This window comes from Sodalis sp. RH22, assembly GCF_047324165.1.
Lineage (GTDB): Bacteria > Pseudomonadota > Gammaproteobacteria > Enterobacterales > Enterobacteriaceae > Acerihabitans.
The window spans coordinates 4,397,490-4,416,281 of sequence record NZ_CP178731.1 but is presented as its reverse complement, the minus strand read 5'-3'; the positions used below and the strand labels follow the sequence as shown (position 1 = coordinate 4,416,281).

General features: G+C 60.0%; 15 protein-coding genes. 7 read left to right on the top strand and 8 right to left on the bottom strand.

What is annotated here, in order from left to right:
- Positions 1 to 11 precede the first annotated feature (11 nt).
- The 3 genes from ACL2XN_RS19900 to pilM are packed head-to-tail and all read right to left on the bottom strand — an operon-like array spanning position 12 to position 2,333.
- Positions 12 to 959: a hypothetical protein gene (locus tag ACL2XN_RS19900; RefSeq protein WP_410013235.1), complete on the bottom strand. Its 948-nt coding sequence runs from the start codon at positions 957 to 959 to the stop codon at positions 12 to 14.
- Positions 943 to 1,497 carry a PilN domain-containing protein gene (locus tag ACL2XN_RS19895; RefSeq protein ID WP_413729331.1) on the bottom strand — a complete coding sequence of 185 codons (555 nt, stop codon included), beginning with the start codon at positions 1,495 to 1,497 and terminating at the stop codon, positions 943 to 945. Before ACL2XN_RS19895 ends, ACL2XN_RS19900 begins: the two co-directional genes overlap by 17 nt.
- Positions 1,497 to 2,333 (bottom strand): pilus assembly protein PilM, encoded by an 837-nt coding sequence (pilM, locus tag ACL2XN_RS19890; RefSeq protein ID WP_413729329.1) that lies wholly within the window; start codon positions 2,331 to 2,333, stop codon positions 1,497 to 1,499. The genes ACL2XN_RS19895 and pilM overlap by 1 nt, the downstream gene beginning before the upstream one ends.
- Positions 2,334 to 2,462: 129 nt before the next feature.
- Between pilM and mrcA the strand changes: the two genes are divergently transcribed.
- A complete protein-coding gene (gene mrcA, locus ACL2XN_RS19885) occupies positions 2,463 to 5,024 on the top strand; it encodes a peptidoglycan glycosyltransferase/peptidoglycan DD-transpeptidase MrcA (protein ID WP_410013232.1) in 2,562 nt (853 codons plus the stop codon).
- Between the two features lie 714 nt (positions 5,025 to 5,738).
- Here mrcA and nudE read toward each other — a convergent pair.
- A complete protein-coding gene (nudE, locus tag ACL2XN_RS19880) occupies positions 5,739 to 6,290 on the bottom strand; it encodes an ADP compounds hydrolase NudE (protein ID WP_410013231.1) in 552 nt (183 codons plus the stop codon).
- Between the two features lie 421 nt (positions 6,291 to 6,711).
- Here nudE and ACL2XN_RS19875 point away from each other — a divergent pair, with 421 nt between their 5' ends.
- From ACL2XN_RS19875 to pckA, 4 genes are all read left to right on the top strand, one after another.
- Positions 6,712 to 8,847, top strand: a complete 2,136-nt coding sequence (locus ACL2XN_RS19875) for an IgaA/UmoB family intracellular growth attenuator (RefSeq protein ID WP_413729327.1) — start codon at positions 6,712 to 6,714, stop codon at positions 8,845 to 8,847.
- Positions 8,848 to 9,023: 176 nt separating this feature from the next.
- Positions 9,024 to 9,446, top strand: coding sequence for a ribosome-associated heat shock protein Hsp15 (gene hslR, locus ACL2XN_RS19870; protein ID WP_410013229.1), 423 nt, complete (start codon positions 9,024 to 9,026; stop codon positions 9,444 to 9,446).
- Positions 9,447 to 9,475: 29 nt separating this feature from the next.
- Positions 9,476 to 10,354: an Hsp33 family molecular chaperone HslO gene (gene hslO / locus ACL2XN_RS19865; protein WP_410013228.1), complete on the top strand. Its 879-nt coding sequence runs from the start codon at positions 9,476 to 9,478 to the stop codon at positions 10,352 to 10,354.
- A 192-nt stretch (positions 10,355 to 10,546) separates the two neighbouring features.
- Positions 10,547 to 12,166, top strand: coding sequence for a phosphoenolpyruvate carboxykinase (ATP) (gene pckA, locus ACL2XN_RS19860; protein WP_413729325.1), 1,620 nt, complete (start codon positions 10,547 to 10,549; stop codon positions 12,164 to 12,166).
- A gap of 563 nt (positions 12,167 to 12,729) precedes the next feature.
- On the opposite strand, the gene envZ is transcribed toward pckA, so the two are convergent.
- The 4 genes from envZ to greB form a co-directional block, all read right to left on the bottom strand.
- A complete protein-coding gene (gene envZ / locus ACL2XN_RS19855) occupies positions 12,730 to 14,097 on the bottom strand; it encodes a two-component system sensor histidine kinase EnvZ (protein ID WP_410013226.1) in 1,368 nt (455 codons plus the stop codon).
- Positions 14,094 to 14,774: a two-component system response regulator OmpR gene (gene ompR, locus ACL2XN_RS19850; RefSeq protein WP_413731005.1), complete on the bottom strand. Its 681-nt coding sequence runs from the start codon at positions 14,772 to 14,774 to the stop codon at positions 14,094 to 14,096. Before ompR ends, envZ begins: the two co-directional genes overlap by 4 nt.
- Positions 14,765 to 14,851, bottom strand: a complete 87-nt coding sequence (locus ACL2XN_RS19845) for a hypothetical protein (protein WP_413731004.1) — start codon at positions 14,849 to 14,851, stop codon at positions 14,765 to 14,767. Before ACL2XN_RS19845 ends, ompR begins: the two co-directional genes overlap by 10 nt.
- A gap of 255 nt (positions 14,852 to 15,106) precedes the next feature.
- Positions 15,107 to 15,592: a transcription elongation factor GreB gene (gene greB, locus ACL2XN_RS19840; RefSeq protein WP_410013225.1), complete on the bottom strand. Its 486-nt coding sequence runs from the start codon at positions 15,590 to 15,592 to the stop codon at positions 15,107 to 15,109.
- A 237-nt stretch (positions 15,593 to 15,829) separates the two neighbouring features.
- Between greB and ACL2XN_RS19835 the strand changes: the two genes are divergently transcribed.
- Complete coding sequence (locus ACL2XN_RS19835) at positions 15,830 to 18,154, top strand: Tex family protein (RefSeq protein WP_410016709.1); 2,325 nt, start codon at positions 15,830 to 15,832, stop codon at positions 18,152 to 18,154.
- Positions 18,155 to 18,552: 398 nt separating this feature from the next.
- Positions 18,553 to 18,777, top strand: a complete 225-nt coding sequence (gene feoA, locus ACL2XN_RS19830; RefSeq protein WP_413721579.1) for a ferrous iron transporter A — start codon at positions 18,553 to 18,555, stop codon at positions 18,775 to 18,777.
- Positions 18,778 to 18,792: the final 15 nt, after the last annotated feature.

Genomic DNA, 18,792 nt, shown 5'->3' with positions numbered 1-18,792 from the left:
CCTCGTCCTTTTTATCGGGTGACTCCATTATGATCCTCCTGATCTTTCTGATCTTCCTGATCTTTCCTGGCCGCAGTGCGTGTTGTTCCGCACCGGCGCCAGCGCCCCTGATCGTCAACGGTCCAGAATAACCAGCGCTCTCCCGCGCCCACCTTCCCTTTTATCCGATCGATCCGGCCGTCCGCGGCAGGCCGACCGGCGTGACCCGGCTGAACGTGCGGCGCCGGTTGAAAAGGATCGCGCTCCTGCGGCCGTTCATCGTCCGTTGCCTCTCTCCTCTCCTGGTCCTCCGCCGCCAAACCCGGGCTGGACGCCGTCTCCCGGTAATCTACCGCCGTGGCCCCGTCGTTACCGGCCTCCTCGTCATCGTCCCCCGCCTCCCCCGGCGCCTTTTCCCGCCGCCCGTTTTTCGTTTCCGTCCCGGGCGCGGCAGACAGGATAAGCTCCGCCTCCAGCAACCCGCCCCGGCGCCTGACGGTAAGGGTTTCCAGGGGGAGTGCCCCCCGCAGGTCGCAGAGATGGCGCAGCATGCGCCGCAGTTGCGCATAGTCCGTGGTTACCACCAGTTGCCAGCGTTCGAAAACGTGCTGCCGGTCGCCGGCGGCGCCAAACGCCCGCCAGGTGAGGTTCTTCCCCCGGCCCGGAGGGATAACGGCGGCCAAGGCGGCCGGATCCCCGCGCATTTTTTCGCCGGCGTCGACGGGGCGGCGTAAGCGCAGGATATCGGCTTCCAGGCGTTCCGGAGCGGGTAAGCCGGCCTGCGCCCGTTCCTGCCCAGCCACCACGGTTTTGCAATGGCCGATATCCTGGCGCAGCAACTCCGCCGCGTCCTGTCCAGGGCGCACGACCAGCAAAATCCCCAGCGCGACGTAAACGCCCACGATGATCTGCGCCAGGGCCAGCGCGCGCCAGGGGCGCTCCATCCAGCGGCCGAACCCGCCCTCAGCGTCCGGCATCATCCGCCGCCCCGGCGGGCCACGCCGCCTGTAACTCAAAGCTGAAGCGGCCGTTTTCCTGTTGTTCGATTCGTCGCCAGCGTATGGAAGCGAACCGAGGATGTCGGGAAAGCAGGCGGTCCGCCGTGCGGATATGCACATAGCGCTCGCTGCAGCCGCTTATATGTACTTCTGTGCCGCACAGCCGCAGCCGGGTTAACCACAATCCCGGCGGCAGCAGGCCCGGCAGTTGATCCCACAGCTGCCGGTAGCGCTGGTTGCCGGCGTTGGCCCGGCGCCGGCCGCGCAGCTTGTTTTCCAGCTCTTGCCGCCGTTCCAGCAGACGCTCCATCCGCTGCCGCTGCCCGCGGATTTGTTTTTCGCGCTGTTGCCACTGTGAGAGCAGTGCGCCAAGCTCGGCGAGCTGTTCATGGCCGCGCCGCGCCTGCAGGCCCAGCAGACCGGAGGCCAGCAGCAGTTCGACCGCCAGCGCCAGGGACACGATTCTTGCGCGCCGCCGCCGGCGTTGGCGCCGCCACGGCAGCAGGTTGACCTGATACATTATTCATCGCCGCGGCGCACGGCCAGCCCGCCCGCGATGGCGAATGCCGCCGGCCACGCCGGTAGCGGGGGATGCGCCTGCCACAGGGCGGAAAATGGCGACCATTGCAGGGCATCCGTCTGCGGCGGGCAGATGGCGTCGCTGCTGATATAGACCGGCTCACCCCTGCCGCAGGCATCAGGATAGCGCTGGTGGATGAGTCCACGCGCCGCCGGCAGCGCCGCGGCCTCGCCGGTGGCGATAACGCCGAATTCCAGGGGACGCGCCAGCGGCGAGACCCAGTGCCATCCCGTGCGCGCAGCGTGGATCAGCAGCCGGTCCCGCGCCAGGCCCGCGGCGCTTGCCATGCAGCGCAGGGCGCTGGGCGCGATATCCAGCACGTGCGGAGCCAGACCGGCGCGCTCCAGACAGGATAGCCACCGCGCCACGGCCTCCTGTCGGGCTGCGGTCACCAGCAGCGTGCCGGGCGCCTGCGGATCGTCACGGTAATCGAGCAGCAGCTTTTCACGGCCGGCGGGGAAATGGCGGCGGGCCTGCGCGGTGATATACCACTCCCGTTCCGGCTCGCCGAGGCGATGGTCCGGCGCGGCCATGCGCCGGTGCAGAAACTCGGTTGACGGCAAACAAACTCGTAACGAAATGCGTCCGGGCAGTTGCCTGCGCCACACCGCCAACAGTTGCTCCAGGGCGGCGGACGGCGTGCCCTCAGCCCCCTCAGGCATGGGCCGCTGCCACCAATGGCGAAGCTGCCAGCCCTGGCGCCGCCGCTGCACCGCCAGCGCCCGCGCGGTGCCGTTTTCAAACGCCAATCCCACTTGCCAGGTGCAAAATTCCATGTTTGCCGAGCTCCTTCTCATTCGTTATCGTCCGTCATTAAAAGTACGTATCCAACGTGCTGGCTTACCTTTATACTAGCGCGCGGTTGTTTATAAACTGCCCAAATGACATGAAATGGGAAATCTCAGGTGAAGTTCGTAAAATATTTTTTAATCTTTGCAGTGTGTTGCATTCTGTTGGGAGCCGCCTCGATATTTGGCATGTACAAATATATCGAGCCGCAGTTGCCTGACGTCGCCACCCTGAAAGACATTCGGCTGCAGACCCCGATGCAGGTCTATAGCGCGGACGGTGAGCTGATAGCGCAGTTTGGGGAAAAACGCCGTATCCCCCTGAAGCTGCAGCAAATACCGCCGGAACTGGTCCACGCGTTCGTGGCCACGGAAGACAGCCGCTTCTATGAGCACCATGGGGTTGACCCGGTGGGCATCATGCGCGCCGCCTCCATCGCGCTGATGTCCGGCCATGCGTCCCAGGGCGCCAGCACCATCACGCAGCAGCTGGCGCGCAATTTCTTCCTCAGCCCAGAGCGGACGTTGATTCGCAAAATCAAAGAAGCTTTCCTGGCCATCCGTATCGAGCAGCTGCTGACGAAAGATGAAATCATCGAGCTGTATCTCAACAAGATTTATCTGGGTTACCGCGCCTATGGCGTCGGCGCGGCGGCGCAGGTGTATTTTGGCAAGAATGTCGACCAGCTGACCCTGAGCGAGATGGCGGTCATTGCCGGCCTGCCGAAAGCGCCCTCGACCTTCAATCCGCTTTATTCCCACGATCGGGCGCTGGCGCGGCGTAATTTCGTGCTGTCGCGCATGCTGGATGAAAACTTCATTACGCGCGAACAGTTCGAACAGGCCCGCAACAGCGATCTGGTGGCGAATTATCACGTGCCGCAAATGGCGTTTTCGGCGCCTTATGTCTCTGAAATGGTGCGTCAGGACATGATGAAACGCTACGGGGAAAATGCCTATACCGATGGTTATAAGGTCTATACCACCATCACCAAAAAACTACAGCTGGCGGCGCAGGACGCCGTGCGCAACAACGTGCTCGATTACGATATCCGCCACGGCTACCGCGGACCGAGCAACGTGCTGTGGAAGGTGGGTGAAATGGCCTGGGACCAGAAGCATATCGTCGATACTTTAAAAACGCTGCCGGTTTACGGACCGCTGTTCCCGGCGGTGGTAACGCAGGCCGACGCCGAACAGGCCACCGCCGTAATGGCGGACGGCAGCAGCGTCGCCCTGCCGATGGCAGGGGTGCGTTGGGCGCGAGCGTTTAAAACCGATACGCTGCAAGGCCCTCTGCCGCGCAAGGTCTCGGACGTCGTCAAGCCGGGCGAGCAAATTTGGGTGCGCAAGGTCGGCGATATCTGGTGGCTGGCGCAGGTGCCCGACGTCAACTCGGCGCTGGTGTCCCTCAATCCGCAGGACGGCGCGGTCAAGGCGTTGGTGGGAGGGTTCGATTTCAACCAGAGCAAATTCAACCGCGTCACCCAATCGCTGCGGCAGGTCGGGTCGAATATCAAGCCGTTCCTGTATACCGCCGCCATGGATAAAGGGCTGACCCTGGCCACCATCCTTAACGACGTGCCGATTTCCCGTTGGGACGCCGGCGCCGGCGCCGACTGGCGGCCGAAAAACTCGCCTCCGACCTATGACGGCCCCATCCGCCTGCGCCAGGGGCTGGGGCAATCGAAAAACGTGATGATGGTGCGCGCCATGCGCGCCATGGGCGTGGATTATGCCGCGGAATACCTGCTGCGCTTTGGTTTTCCCGCGCAGAATATCGTGCATACCGAATCGCTGGCGCTAGGCTCGGCGTCGTTTACTCCGCTGCAGATGGTGCGCGGGTACTCGGTGCTCTCCAACGGCGGTTATCTGGTCGACCCCTACCTGATTACCCGCATCGAGGACGAAGCCGGCCATGTTCTGTTTGCAGCCAAGCCCAAAGTGGTCTGCGACACCTGCAACCTGCCGGTAATCTACGGCGACACCAACAAATCCGCCGTCCTGTCCGATGACAGCATGGAAAACGTCGCCGTGTCGCGCCAACCCGATAATAACGCCGCCGTGCCGATGCCCCGCCTGGAAACCGTTTCCCCGGCGCAACAGGCCGCTGACGGCAGCCAGCTTTATGCGCCGCACGTCATCAGTACGCCGCTGGCGTTCCTGATCCACGACGCGCTTAACAGCAACATCTTTGGCGAACCCGGCTGGATGGGCACCGGCTGGCGCGCGGGCAAGGACTTGAAGCGCCATGATATCGGCGGCAAGACCGGTACCACCAACGATTCCAAGGATGCCTGGTTCTCAGGCTACGGCCCGCAAACCGTCACCACCGTATGGATTGGCTTCGACGATCATCGCCGCAACCTGGGCCGGGCCACGGCGTCCGGCGCCATCAGCGATCAGATTTCCGGCGGCGAAGGCGGTGCCAAAAGCGCCCAGCCGGCCTGGGATGATTTTATGAAGGTCGCGCTGGAAGGAATACCGGAGCAAAAAGTCACGCCCCCGCCGGGCATCGTCACCGTCAGCATCGATAAGAGCAGCGGCAAACTCTCCGACGGCGGCGGCAACAGTCGCGAGGAATACTTTATCGACGGTACGCAGCCGAGGGACCGGGTGGTGCACGAGGTGGGTACCGTGGTGACGGATAACGGCGGCGAATCGCACGAACTGTTCTAATGCGGCGGCCTGCCACGGCAGGCCCGCCAACACCGCACTCAAAGCAGACATGTCAAGGGAGAGCGTGCCAATGGGGTCGAATCGGGCGTGGTTTTCCCGCCCGACCGAGCGCCCCATGGCACGGCAGGCCCGCCAACACCGCGCCCAAAGCAGACGTGTTAAGGGAGAGCGTGCCAATGGGGTCGAATCGGGCGTGGTTTTCCCGCCCGACCGAGCGCCCCATGGCGCGTATGCCCGCCAACACCGCACTCAAAGCAGACGTGTTAAGGGAGAGCGTGCCAATGGGGTCGAATCGGGCGTGGTTTTCCCGCCCGACCGAGCGCCCCATGGCGCGGTATGCCCGCCAACACCGCACTCAAAGCAGACGTGTTAAGGGAGAGCGTGCCAATGGGGTCGAATCGGGCGTGGTTTTCCCGCCCGACCGAGCGCCTCATGGCGCGGCAGGCCCGCCAACACCGCGCCCAAAGCAGACGTGTTAAGGGAGAGCGTGCCAATGGGGTCGAATCGGGCGTGGTTTTCCCGCCCGACCGAGCGCCCCATGGCACGGCAGGCCCGCCAACACCGCGCCCAAAGCAGACGTGTTAAGGGAGAGCGTACCAATAGGGTCGAATCGGGCGTGGTTTTCCCGCCCGACCGAGCGCCCCATGGCGCGGTATGCCCGCCAACACCGCACTCAAAGCAGGCATCCAAAGGGATAACCGGACTCCGGTTGTTTTATTTCCGCACCAGCCACGCATGGGCCAGAAACAGCGCGCTGACGTTACGCGCCTCGCGAAAATCCGGCTCATTAAGCAACTCCATCATGCGATCGATGGGCCAGCGCACCTGCGGCAACGGTTCGGGCTCATCGCCCTCGCGCTGCTGCGCATACAGATCCCGCGCCACCACGATATTCATTTTGCTGGAAAAATAGGACGGCGCCATGGTCAGCTTGGTTAAAATATCCATGCGCCGCGCGCCGAAACCCACCTCTTCCATCAGTTCCCGGTTCGCCGCTTCCAGGATCTCCTCGCCGGGATCAATCAGCCCCTTGGGAAACCCCAGCTCATAATCCTCAATGCCCACCGCATACTCACGGATCAACACCAGATGATCATCGATTATCGGTACGATCATCACCGCCTCCCGATCGGACGGCTGCATCCTTTCATAAATCCGCCGCGCCCCATTGCTGAACTCGAGGTCGACGGTTTCTACATTAAACAATCGGGAGCGCGCCACGGTTTCAACTTTATGAATTTTTGGTTTTTGCAGATGCTTATCCATAATGGTCCCGAGCAGACAAAATACATGTCACAGCATAACCGCCTATGCGCGCAAACAACAGGATCAGGGCATCCACGTTAAATCCCCCGCCCGCCAGCGGCGCCGTTTCCGCGCCGGCTAACCCGATCTTTACCTGCCATTCCGCCAACGCGAGGCCGGGTAAAACGGATGCAATTAGTTATAGCATGGCAAGTAAAAGAAAAGAATTGGGATTAAAATAGGAAAATACCGATATGTCGCTAAAGAATGGATTGCTACCCTGAGATTAGCGTTGATAGTTGTCACGTTTTTTTCCCGCGCGGCTGTCAATCAAACAATCGAGTGTTCGTTTCTCTATGACGAGCGTGGCGTCACGCCGCTTGCCGGATGCGTATCATATTATCGATGTATCGTCGTTTTTTCGTGTTTCGATGGGGATGGCATGAGCACAATAGTCATTGTATTGGCCTTACTGTTGACCTGTGCGATCGCGTTATCCGCTTACCGGGCCTACCGCCGGCGCCACATCCCCGCGCCGATAAAGCGCATGCCGTCGCTGCAACCCTTGCCCCGCAAACTGGCCCCGCAGGAACGCGAGGCCATCGAACACTATTTCCAGCTGAATAAACACCTCCAGTATAGCTTGCCCCTGGCCTCGCCCCCCGCGCCGGTGGCGGAGACCCTGGCGTTAACCCCGCAAAGCGAGAATATCTATGCGGTCACCCATGCCATCACCCGTTATGGCTTGGCCACCGACGCGCCCCATAAGTGGCGTTATTTCCTCGACAGTACCGAAGTGCATCTCCCCCCGCTCTGGGAACAGTATATTGCCGACGAAAATCATGTCGAACTGATAAAAACCGCCGGGATCCCCCTGGTGATTGCGCTCAACGGCCACTCGCTGGTGGATTACATGTCCGCCGACCCGCAAGCGCCCAGCCCGCCGCAGTTAGTACCGAACTCGTCCATGCGCGAGCAGGAAACCGAGCAGGTCGAATTGCTGAACATCCGCAAGGAAACCCCCGAGGAATATGCGCTCAGCCGGCCGAAGGGCATCTATGAGGCCGCCTTGCTGAGCGTGGCGCTATTATTGCTGTTTGTCAGCCTGCTGGCGCCGGTGCTGGCCGTGCCATGGCTGGTGGCCGTCGCCGGCGTGCTGATGGGTTGGGGCGGCTGGCGGCTGTTGCGCCGGCCGGCCGAGAGCGCGCTGCGGGATGTGCACTGCCTGCGCGGCACGCCCAAGCGCTGGGGCCTGTTCGGGGAATCTGACCAAAGCCGCATCAGCACCATCTCGTTCGGCATTATCGACCTGAACTACCCGCCCCACTGGCTGCCTTTTATCGGCCATGATATGGGCAAAAAGACCGATGTCGATATCTACGTCAACCGCCAGGTGGTGCGCCAGGGGAAATATCTGTCCCTGCATGACGAAATGAGGCATTTCCCGCTCCAGCGCTTTGGCGGCAACCTGGTATTGCTGTGCAGCTCGGCCCTGATCTTGTGCCTGCTGCTGATCTACGTGCCGCTGACCTTGCCGCTGACGCTGAGCACCGCCTGGTTAAAAGGCGCGCAGAATATCCAGGCGGTGGATGTCAATACGCTGGCGCAGGCGCAGCTGCGCATCGGCGATACGCTGCACGCCCAGGGCTCGGGCATGTGCTATATCAATACCGCCCTACCCGCGGATGCCCGGGAACCGTTTGTCCCTTTCGATTGTTCCAGCATTTATTGGAATAACGCCGAACCGCTGCCTTTGCCGGAGTCCGACACGGTGGATAAGGCGGTATTATTGCTCAATACCGTCAATACCCAACTGCATCCCCAACTGGATAACGATCCCAAGATCAATCCAGGCCTGGCGACCGCCATCCAGAAATCGGGCATGATACTGCTGGATGATTTTGCGGACATCGTGCTGAAAACGCAGGACCTTTGCCATGACGACAGCGCCTGCGGCCGGCTGAAAACCGCGCTGGTCAACCTGGCCAACGGCCGGGATTGGCCTTCGCTTGTAAAGCGGGCGCGCAACGGCACGCTCAAAGGCGTCAACGTCCTGCTGCGCCCGGTCAGCGCGGAAACGCTGCAAAACCTGGTGACCAGCGCCACCTCGTCCATTTTCACCGGAGAGACCCGCCAGGCGACCAATGCCCTTAACAGTCCCCCGCCGGGCGGATTCCTGATCCACAGCGACGAGGGAAAATTACTGGTGGATCATCCATTGCCGGCCAGTTCCTTATATGATTACACCGGGCTGGCGCAATGGCATGAACTGCAGCGCCTCTCCGCCATGCTGCTGCACACGCCGTTCCGCGCCCAGGGCGTCATTACCAATATCACCGTCGACGCCAACGGCACCCGCCATATTTCGCTGCACAGCGAACCCGATGTCATCACCGTCTGGCGCTACCTTGGCACCAGCGTACTGCTTTTCCTGTTGATTATCATCGCATTGGTCAACGCCGTACTGCTGATCCGCCGCCTGGGCAAAAGCCGGCATCACGCCCAGGATATTCAGCGTTATTATGAAAGCTGTTTTAATACCCACCTGCCCACCGTGGCATTAAAAACGCTGCGTTAACCCGCGGCGCCCCGGTTTGCCCGGCGCGTCATGCGCACGGAATTTGCATGTCATCCGCCAACGACTGGTATAATACCCTAATGTATCCTGATACCGGCGGCACACCAGCGCGGCATCCACCCGGCGGACCGGGTACTGAAAAAGCGCCCGTTCCCGGCCAGCACACAGGAGGCACGATGAAAAACCAGGATAAGGACAAAGGCGGACAGGAAGAGGCCGTCCGCCTTGATAAATGGCTTTGGGCGGCACGATTTTACAAAACCCGCGCCATCGCCCGGGAAATGGTGGAAGGCGGCAAAGTCCATTACAACGGACAGCGCACCAAACCCGGCAAAATCATGGAGAGCGGCGCGGAGATCACCCTGCGCCAGGGTGATGACGAGCGCACCGTGGTGGCGCTTACCCTAACGGTACAGCGCCGGCCCGCCAGCGAAGCGCAACTGTTCTACCAGGAAACGGCGCAAAGCGTGGCCAAACGCGAAAAGCTGGCCGCCGCGCGCAAAATCAATGCCCAGAACGTGACCCACCCGGACCGGCGGCCGGATAAAAAAGAGCGCCGCAACCTGATTAAATTTAAATATGGCGAGTCGGGGGAATAAGCCCGCCGCCACCGGCAAGAGAGAGAATTATGGCCATTCACGACCAGCTACACCGTTATTTATTTGAAGATTATGCCGTGCGCGGTGAACTGGTTTCATTGCATGATACCTACCGGCAGGTCCTGGGCCAGCATGATTACCCGCCCAGCGTCAAAAACCTGCTGGGGGAAATGCTGGTGGTCACCAGCCTGCTGACCGCTACGCTGAAATTCAGCGGCGAGATTACCGTGCAACTGCAGGGCGACGGGCCGCTGCGCCTGGTGGTCATTAACGGCGATCACCAGCAGAATATGCGCGGCGTGGCGCGCATCGACGGCGACATCGCCGAAAACAGCACGCTCAGACAAATGGTCGGCAACGGCTACCTGGTCATTACGCTCACCCCGGATGAGGGCGAGCGTTACCAGGGCGTGGTGGGCCTGGAAGGAGAACACCTGGCCGATTGCCTGGAAAACTACTTCCTGCAGTCTGAACAGCTGCTGACCCGCCTGTTTATCCGCACCGGCGAAGCCAACGGCCAGGTCGCGGCCGCCGGTATGCTGCTACAGGTGCTGCCCGCGCGCGATGCCAGCCACGACGACTTTGACCGCCTGGCGCAGTTGACCGCCACAGTCAAGGCGGAAGAGCTGTTCACCCTGCCGGCCGATGACGTGTTATATCGCCTCTATCATCAGGATAAGGTATCGCTTTACCCCGCCCAGGACGTCCGTTTTCTTTGCACCTGCTCCCGGCAGCGTTGTGCTGACGCGCTGCTGACGCTGCCGGAGCATGAGCTTGATGAAATGCTCGATCAGGACGAAACCATCGACATGCATTGTGATTTCTGCGGTAGTCATTATGTCTTTACCGCCGGGGATGTCGCGGCGATAAAGTCAGACCGCACGGGCCCTGAGACACAATTACACTGAGATAGGCGCCGGCGGGCACAGGACAGATAGACTTGCCTATGGTAGCGCATGCTGAAGCTTTATTTATGCGTCAGCTCCCAATACAGTGTAAAACTTGCTGACGTCGGTTATTTCATGACCTACCTCTCGGTGATCCACTGGGTAACCCTTACAATCGCTACAGGTAATAATTTAAAGCTAAGGAGTCGTCATATGGCAAGTCATGGTATCAACGCGCAAGACCTGGTCGGCTATGGCATTACTAACTGTAGCGAGGTGATTTACAACCCGGATTTTGCCTTATTGTTCCAGGAAGAAACCGCCGATTCACTGCAAGGATTTGAGCGCGGCACCGTCACCAGCACCGGCGCCGTGGCCGTCGATACCGGTATCTTTACCGGCCGCTCGCCGAAGGACAAATACCTGGTGCGCGACGACGTAACGCGCGATACCGTCTGGTGGTCGGATCAGGGTAAAGGCAACAACGACAATCATCCGCTCAGTCAGGAGACCTGGAGCCACCTGAAACAACTCGTCGGCAACCAGCTATCGGGCAAACGCCTGTTTATCGTGGATGCGTTTTGCGGCGCCAATGAAAACAGCCGGTTAAAGGTACGCTTTATCACCGAGGTGGCCTGGCAGGCGCACTTCGTCAAAAACATGTTTATCCGCCCCGATGAAGAGGAACTGCGGGACTTCAAACCTGATTTCGTGGTCATGAACGGGGCCAAATGCACCAATCCGGACTGGCAACAGCAGGGCATGCACTCGGAAAACTTTATCGCCTTTAACCTGACGGAACGGATGCAGCTGATTGGCGGCACCTGGTACGGCGGCGAAATGAAAAAAGGCATGTTCTCGATCATGAACTACCTGCTGCCGTTAAAAGGCATCGCCTCGATGCACTGCTCGGCCAATGTCGGCGCCGCCGAAGATGTCGCCATTTTCTTTGGCCTGTCGGGCACCGGCAAAACCACGCTGTCCACCGATCCGCACCGCCGGCTTATCGGCGACGATGAGCACGGCTGGGACGACGACGGCGTCTTTAACTTCGAGGGCGGCTGCTACGCCAAGACCATCCATCTGTCAGAGGAAGCCGAGCCGGAAATTTTCCACGCCATCCGCCGCGACGCCCTGCTGGAAAACGTGGTTGTCCGGGCCGACGGCAGCGTGGACTTTGACGACGGCAGCAAAACCGAAAATACCCGCGTCTCATACCCTATCTACCATATTGAGAATATCGTCAAACCGGTATCGAAAGCGGGCCATGCGTCCAGGGTCATCTTCCTGACCGCCGACGCCTTCGGGGTACTGCCGCCGGTGGCCAGACTGACGGTGGAACAGGCGCAATATCACTTCCTGTCCGGCTTTACCGCCAAGCTTGCCGGCACTGAACGCGGCATCACCGCGCCGACCCCCACTTTCTCGGCCTGCTTCGGCGCGGCGTTCCTGTCGCTGCACCCGACCCAGTACGCGGAGGTACTGGCCAAACGCATGAACGCCGCCGGCGCCAAGGCCTATCTGGTGAATACCGGCTGGAACGGCACCGGTAAACGCATTTCCATCAAAAATACCCGCGCCATTATCGACGCGATCCTGAGCGGCGCTATCGACGATGCGGAAACCCTCACGCTACCGGTATTCAACCTGGCGGTGCCGATGACGCTGGCCGGCGTCGACAGCCAGATTCTCGACCCGCGCCATACCTACGCCGAACCCAGCCTGTGGCAGGAAAAGGCCGACGACCTGGCGAAACGGTTTATCACCAATTTTGATAAATACACCGACACGCCGGCAGGCAAGGCGCTGGTTAAAGCGGGACCGAAGCTGTAAGCACGCCGGCGCCGGGCTAAACCCCGGCGCGGTAAGCCCGCCAACGCCGAACCTAAAGCAGACGTGTTCAAGGGAGAGCGTGCCGATGGGGTCGAAGCGGCCATGGTTTTCCTGGCCGCCAGAGCGCCCCATGGCATGCTAGGCCCGCCAACGCCGAACCTAAAGCAGACGTGTTCAAGGGAGAGCGTGCCAATGGGGTCGAAGCGGCCATGGTTTTCCTGGCCGCCAAAGCGCCCCATGGCATGCTAGGCCCGCCAACGCCGAACCTAAAGCAGACGTGTTCAAGGGAGAGCGTGCCAATGGGGTCGAAGCGGCCATGGTTTTCCTGGCCGCCAAAGCGCCCCATGGCATGCTAGGCCCGCCAACGCCGAACCTAAAGCAGACGTGTTCAAGGGAGAGCGTGCCAATGGGGTCGAAGCGGCCATGGTTTTCCTGGCCGCCAGAGTGCCCCATGGCATGCTAGGCCCGCTGACACCGGGCTTAAATCCGGCGCTTGCCAGTCCACATCATGCCTCCGCGTAACGGAGGCTTTTTTTTGCCCCGCGGTCGTTGCCGCGGCGGGATTACGCCGTTTTCTTTACCGAGGTCACGACGGGAACGTCATGCGCATTCACAGGCAACGGCAGGTACGCGCGAATACGCAGGCCGCCGCGCTCGCTGCTGCCGATATCCAGCGTACCGTCGTGGGCGTCGACAATACGCTGCACAATAGCCAGCCCCAGCCCGGTGCCGCTGGTGCTGCGCGCGCTGTCCCCGCGCACGAAGGGCTGGAACAGATATTTCAGCTGCGAAGGTTCGATGCCCGGCCCATCGTCCTCCACCTCAAACCAAACCCGGTGCGCGTCCCGCCCGCTGTTCACGCGGATCCAGCCGTTACCGTAACGGGCTGCGTTAACCACCATATTCACCGCCGCCCGTTTAATCGACAACGGATTCACGTTAACAATCAGCTCATCATCGAACAGCGCGGTTTCGATAATACGTTCATAACCGCTTTCAGCCGCCACCACTTCCGCCAGGATGCCGTTCAGATCCGCCATCTCGGTCTGCATCTCCTGCCCGGTACGCAGATAATCGATAAATTGCTCGATAATGGCGTTACACTCTTCAATATCCTTATTGATCGACTCGGCCAGATAGCCATCCTCGGCGTTCATCATCTCGGTGGCCAGGCGGATACGCGTCAACGGCGTGCGCAAATCGTGGCTGACGCCGGCCATCAGCAGGGTCCGATCGTCGGCCAGCATCTTGACGCCGGAGGTCATCTGGTTAAACGCCCGGGTGACCGAACGCACCTCCGAGGCGCCGTATTCCCGCAGCGGCGGCGGTATAATGCCTTTGCCCACCTGCAGCGCGGCGTGCTCCAGGTCCACCAGCGGACGGTTCTGCATCCGGATAAACAACCAGGCGCCGCCTATTGCCAGCAGCATAATGGCCAGGGTATAGCGGAATAAAGGCGAAAAATCGCCCTGATGGATTTCTGTTAACGGAATGCGCACCCAGATATCCGGCGACAGCCAGGTCTTCAGCCAGACCACCGGCGAATTCTTGGTGACCTCCACCCGCACATCGGTGGGGCCGCCGAGCTGCTGCGCCATCTGCTGGCTGAGGAACTCATAATGCTGAGCCCACCGCAGCCCGCTGTCCTCGGCCGCTGCATTGGTATAAAGGGAAATGCCCAACTCCCGGTAAATCTCGCGCCGGAACGCCGGCGGGACTTCAAGCAGCGTACCGTCCTCAAGCTGCAGACGGTCGGTCATCAGCATGCGCACTTCGTACGCCAGCACTTTATTGAACTGCTGCAGGCTGGGTAATATCGCGAAATTCAGTACCACAAGATAGGTCGTCACCAGGCTGACGAACAGCAGGGTAACGATTAACAACAGACTCCGTGCAAAAGAACTGCGCGGAGAGAAGCGCCATCGCCTCATGCTTTACTGCCGTCCGGCACGAATACGTATCCCAAACCCCAAACGGTCTGGATATAGCGCGGGTGGGCGGGGTCTTCCTCGACCATACGGCGCAGGCGGGAAATCTGCACGTCTATGGAGCGCTCCATGGCGCTGTACTCCCGGCCACGGGCCAGGTTCATCAGCTTATCGCGCGATAACGGCTCGCGGGGATGGCTTACCAGCGCCTTAAGTACCGCGAATTCGCCGCTGGTCAACGGCATGGGCTCATCCTCGCGGAACATCTCGCGGGTGCCGAGATTCAGCTTGAATTTACCGAAGGCGATAATCGCCTCTTCCTGCGAAGGCGCGCCCGGCAGCTCATTGGCCTGGCGCCTGAGCACCGCGCGGATGCGCGCCAGTAGCTCGCGGGGATTAAAGGGCTTGGGAATATAGTCGTCAGCGCCGATTTCCAGACCGACGATCCGATCCACCTCTTCGCCTTTGGCCGTGACCATAATGATCGGCATCGGATTGCTCTGGCTGCGCAGCCGGCGGCAAATGGACAGGCCATCCTCGCCCGGCAGCATCAGGTCCAGCACCATCAGATGGAAGGACTCGCGCGTCAGCAGGCGATCCATCTGCTCGGCATTGGCGACGCTGCGCACCTGGAATCCCTGTTCGGTTAAATAACGCTCCAGCAGGGCCCTTAAACGCATATCATCGTCCACGACCAGAATCTTGTAATTCTCTTGCATTGTTCTCTCTCCCAAAGGCGATACGCCCGTAAGCGTATTGTTCAGAAACCTGTAAGGCACTGACAGCGGTTTCAGGTGTATATTCTAAGCAAAATTGTTACAAAGCATATGGAAATACGTAGTTATCCACATATTCGGCAAAAAAACGCGCTTTATGACGATCATCGCCGGTCTTTACCGGTATTTATCCACAAATGCCGGCATGACGATAATTAAACCGACCGGGTAGGATGATTGTTCACTTTACCCCTGGCAAAGTAAACCTTAGCGGCCTTATATTTCGCATATTTCATTTATTCTCCCAACGGTTCCTGATAAGAAATTTTATTCACATACCAGGTTTTTAAACCGGTGGGCGTGGCGACCACCGCTTCATCGTCCACCGCTTTTTTGATTAAAGCCCGCGCCATGGGGGAATCAATGGAAATATAAGATTTGTGCTTGAAGATTTCATCCGGCCCGGCAATGCGGAAGCGGAGCCGCTCACCCTGATCATTTTCCACCTCCACCCAGGCGCCGAAAAATACCCGGCCTTCCTGCTGCGGCGAATAATCCACGACCCGCGCTTCTTTTAGTACCCGGCGCAAATAGCGCACCCGGCGATCGATTTCACGCAGGATCTTTTTGTTGTAATGATAATCGGCGTTTTCGCTGCGATCGCCAAGACTGGCGGCCCAGGACACCTTTTCGGTAATTTCGGGACGATAGTGCTTCCAGAGGTGATCTAACTCTTCCTGGAGTTCCCGATAGCCCTGACGGGTAATTAGATTGGTTTTCATCGTGACCGTTTAGCAAATGTGAGAAGCCGTACCCGGGAAATATACCATAGACCGCCGCCTCGCGGCGCTGCGCCGGCGCCCATCCCCGCGCCCCAGCCGCGGCTTCTTGAACAATCGCGCAATTTTCGCCGCTTACCGCGCCCGCATCCATCAGATGACTGGCATTTTGGCGGCGCAATACGTATAACTGTCCACTGCATAAGTAACCCATAACGTGATGACGAACAAAACAGAATGATGAATGATCCTTTGAATCGCCTCATTGCCGCCGAGCTGAAGGCCCGCCCGGAGCAGGTCGACGCCGCTATCCGCCTGCTGGACGAAGGCAATACCGTGCCTTTTATCTCGCGCTATCGTAAAGAGGTCACCGGCGGCCTGGACGATACCCAGTTGCGCCAGCTGGAAACCCGCCTTGGTTACCTGCGCGAGCTTGAGGAACGGCGCCAGACAATTCTGAAAGCCATAGACGATCAGGGCAAGCTGACCGAACAGCTGGCGACGGCTATCAACGGCACGCTGAGCAAAACCGAACTCGAGGATCTCTACCTGCCCTACAAGCTCAAACGCCGCACGCGCGGGCAAATCGCCCTTGAGGCCGGCCTCGAACCCCTGGCCGAGACCCTATGGCGGGATGCCAGCCGGCAGCCGGAAGACGTGGCCGCGGCGTATGTCGACGCCGAAAAAGGCGTGGCCGATGTCAAGGCGGCGCTGGACGGCGCGCGTTATATCCTGATGGAGCGTTTTGCCGAAGACGCGGCGCTGCTGGCGAAAATCCGCCATTACCTATGGAAAAACGCCCATCTCGTGGCCAGCGTGATTGCCGGCAAAGAAGAGGAAGGCGCCAAGTTCCGCGATTATTTTGCCCATCACGAGCCGCTGGCGCAGGTGCCCTCCCACCGTGCCCTGGCTATGTTCCGCGGCCGTAACGAGGGTATTTTGCAACTTTCTCTGAATGCCGATCCGCATTCGGACGAGCCGCCGCGTGAAAGCCACTGCGAGCAGATGATTATCGATCACTTGCAGGTGCGCCTCAATCAGGCCCCGGGCGACGCCTGGCGCCGGGCGGTGATTAACTGGACCTGGCGCATCAAGATCCTGCTGCACCTGGAAACCGAACTGATGGGCAGCATCCGCGAAAAAGCCGAAGAAGAGGCCATCCAGGTCTTTGCCCGCAATATGCACGACCTGATGATGGCCGCGCCGGCGGGCCTGCGTCCGACCATGGGACTGGATCCGGGGCTGCGCACCGGCGTCAAGGTGGCGGTGGTGGACGCCACCGGCAAGCTGGTGGCCACCGATACCATCTATCCTCATACCGGCCAGACGGCAAAAGCCGTGGCGGCGGTGGCGGCCCTGTGCCTGAAGCATCAGGTGGAACTGGTGGCCATCGGCAACGGCACCGCGTCCCGGGAAACCGAACGCTTTTTCGCCCTGGTCAAGGAACAGTTCCCCAAGGTCACCGCGCAGAAGGTGATTGTCAGCGAGGCCGGGGCATCGGTCTATTCCGCCTCGGAGCTGGCGGCGCTGGAATTCCCCGACCTGGACGTCTCGCTGCGCGGCGCGGTGTCCATCGCCCGCCGGTTGCAGGATCCGCTGGCGGAACTGGTCAAGATCGACCCGAAATCCATCGGCGTCGGCCAGTATCAGCATGACGTCAGCCAAAGCCTGCTGGCGAAAAAGCTCGATACGGTGGTGGAGGACTGCGTGAACGCCGTCGGCGTGGATCTGAATACCGCCTCGGTGCCGCTGTTGACCCGGGTGGCGGGACTGACGCGCATGATGGCGCAGAATATCGTGAACTGGCGCGACGAAAACGGCCGTTTCCGCGATCGCAGCCAGTTGCTGAAAGTGGGCCGGCTCGGGCCGAAAGCCTTTGAACAATGCGCCGGGTTCCTGCGCATCAACCATGGCGACAATCCGCTGGACGCCTCCACCGTGCATCCGGAAAGCTATCCGGTGGTAGAGCGCATCCTCAAGGCCACCGAGCTTACCCTTGACAAGCTGCTGGGCAACGCGGGCGCGCTGCGCGGCATCGACCCGGTTCGCTTTACCGATGAGCGCGTCGGCCTGCCCACGGTGACCGATATTATCCGGGAACTGGAAAAACCGGGACGCGATCCGCGGCCGGAATTCAAGACCGCTACGTTCGCCGAGGGTGTGGAAACCCTGCAGGATTTAACCCTGGGCATGATACTGGAAGGCACCGTCACCAATGTCACCAACTTCGGCGCGTTCGTGGATATCGGCGTGCATCAGGACGGGTTGGTGCATATCTCCTCCCTGTCGGCGAGCTTTGTCGAGGACCCGCATAAAGTGGTCAAGGCCGGGGATATCGTCAAGGTGAAAGTAATGGACGTGGATTTGCCGCGCAAGCGTATCGCCCTGACCATGCGCCTGGACGAGCAGCCCGGCGAAACCTCAAGCCGTCGCGACGGCGGCGGCGATAAACGGCGCGACGCGCCTGCGCGTCCGGCGGCCAAACCCCGCCCCGGCAGCCCGTCCGCCGCCGGCAACAGCGTGCTGGGCGATGCACTGGCGGCCGCGCTCGGCAAAAAACGCTGAGGTCATCACTCTCCCCGCGGTGCCGGCGCGCGAGTCAATGCCGGCGCTGATTACCGGCGTGCGGCGCAAAACATCGCGCCGCTATCAATGAAGCTCCGGTTTAACATTCTTATTTCATCACATCAACATTCATAACGTTAATCCCGCTTATAATAACGTGACCGCCAAAAAAACACTCAACAAATATATTATATTAATAATGCATTAATATTATTTTGAAATAATAATTATTATTTCAATTAATGTATTCCTGCCTGCGCGAATCTATTTACGAATAAGTTTCATTTGCCAATGCGAGCCATTGATGTTAAAACAGGGAAATAAAATCAAAAAAAGCGTTTTTTATTGGGCGCAGGCTTTATTCAAAGAGCAGTACGTGAATTGTTTAAGAAGGTTATATGCAGCTGTTACCCCACCACCATTATGAAATTATCGGCTATGCTGCAGAGATAAGCCCGGCATACCGGCAAAAGCTATTGTCGCTGGGCATGCTGCCCGGCGCCTCTTTCCAGGTCATCCGCGTGGCGCCGCTGGGCGATCCGATCCAGATAGAGACACGCCGGATGCAGCTGGCGGTGCGCAGGAAGGATCTCTCCCAGCTGAGACTGGCCGTCCAGGCCTGACCCGGCCAGCCGTCC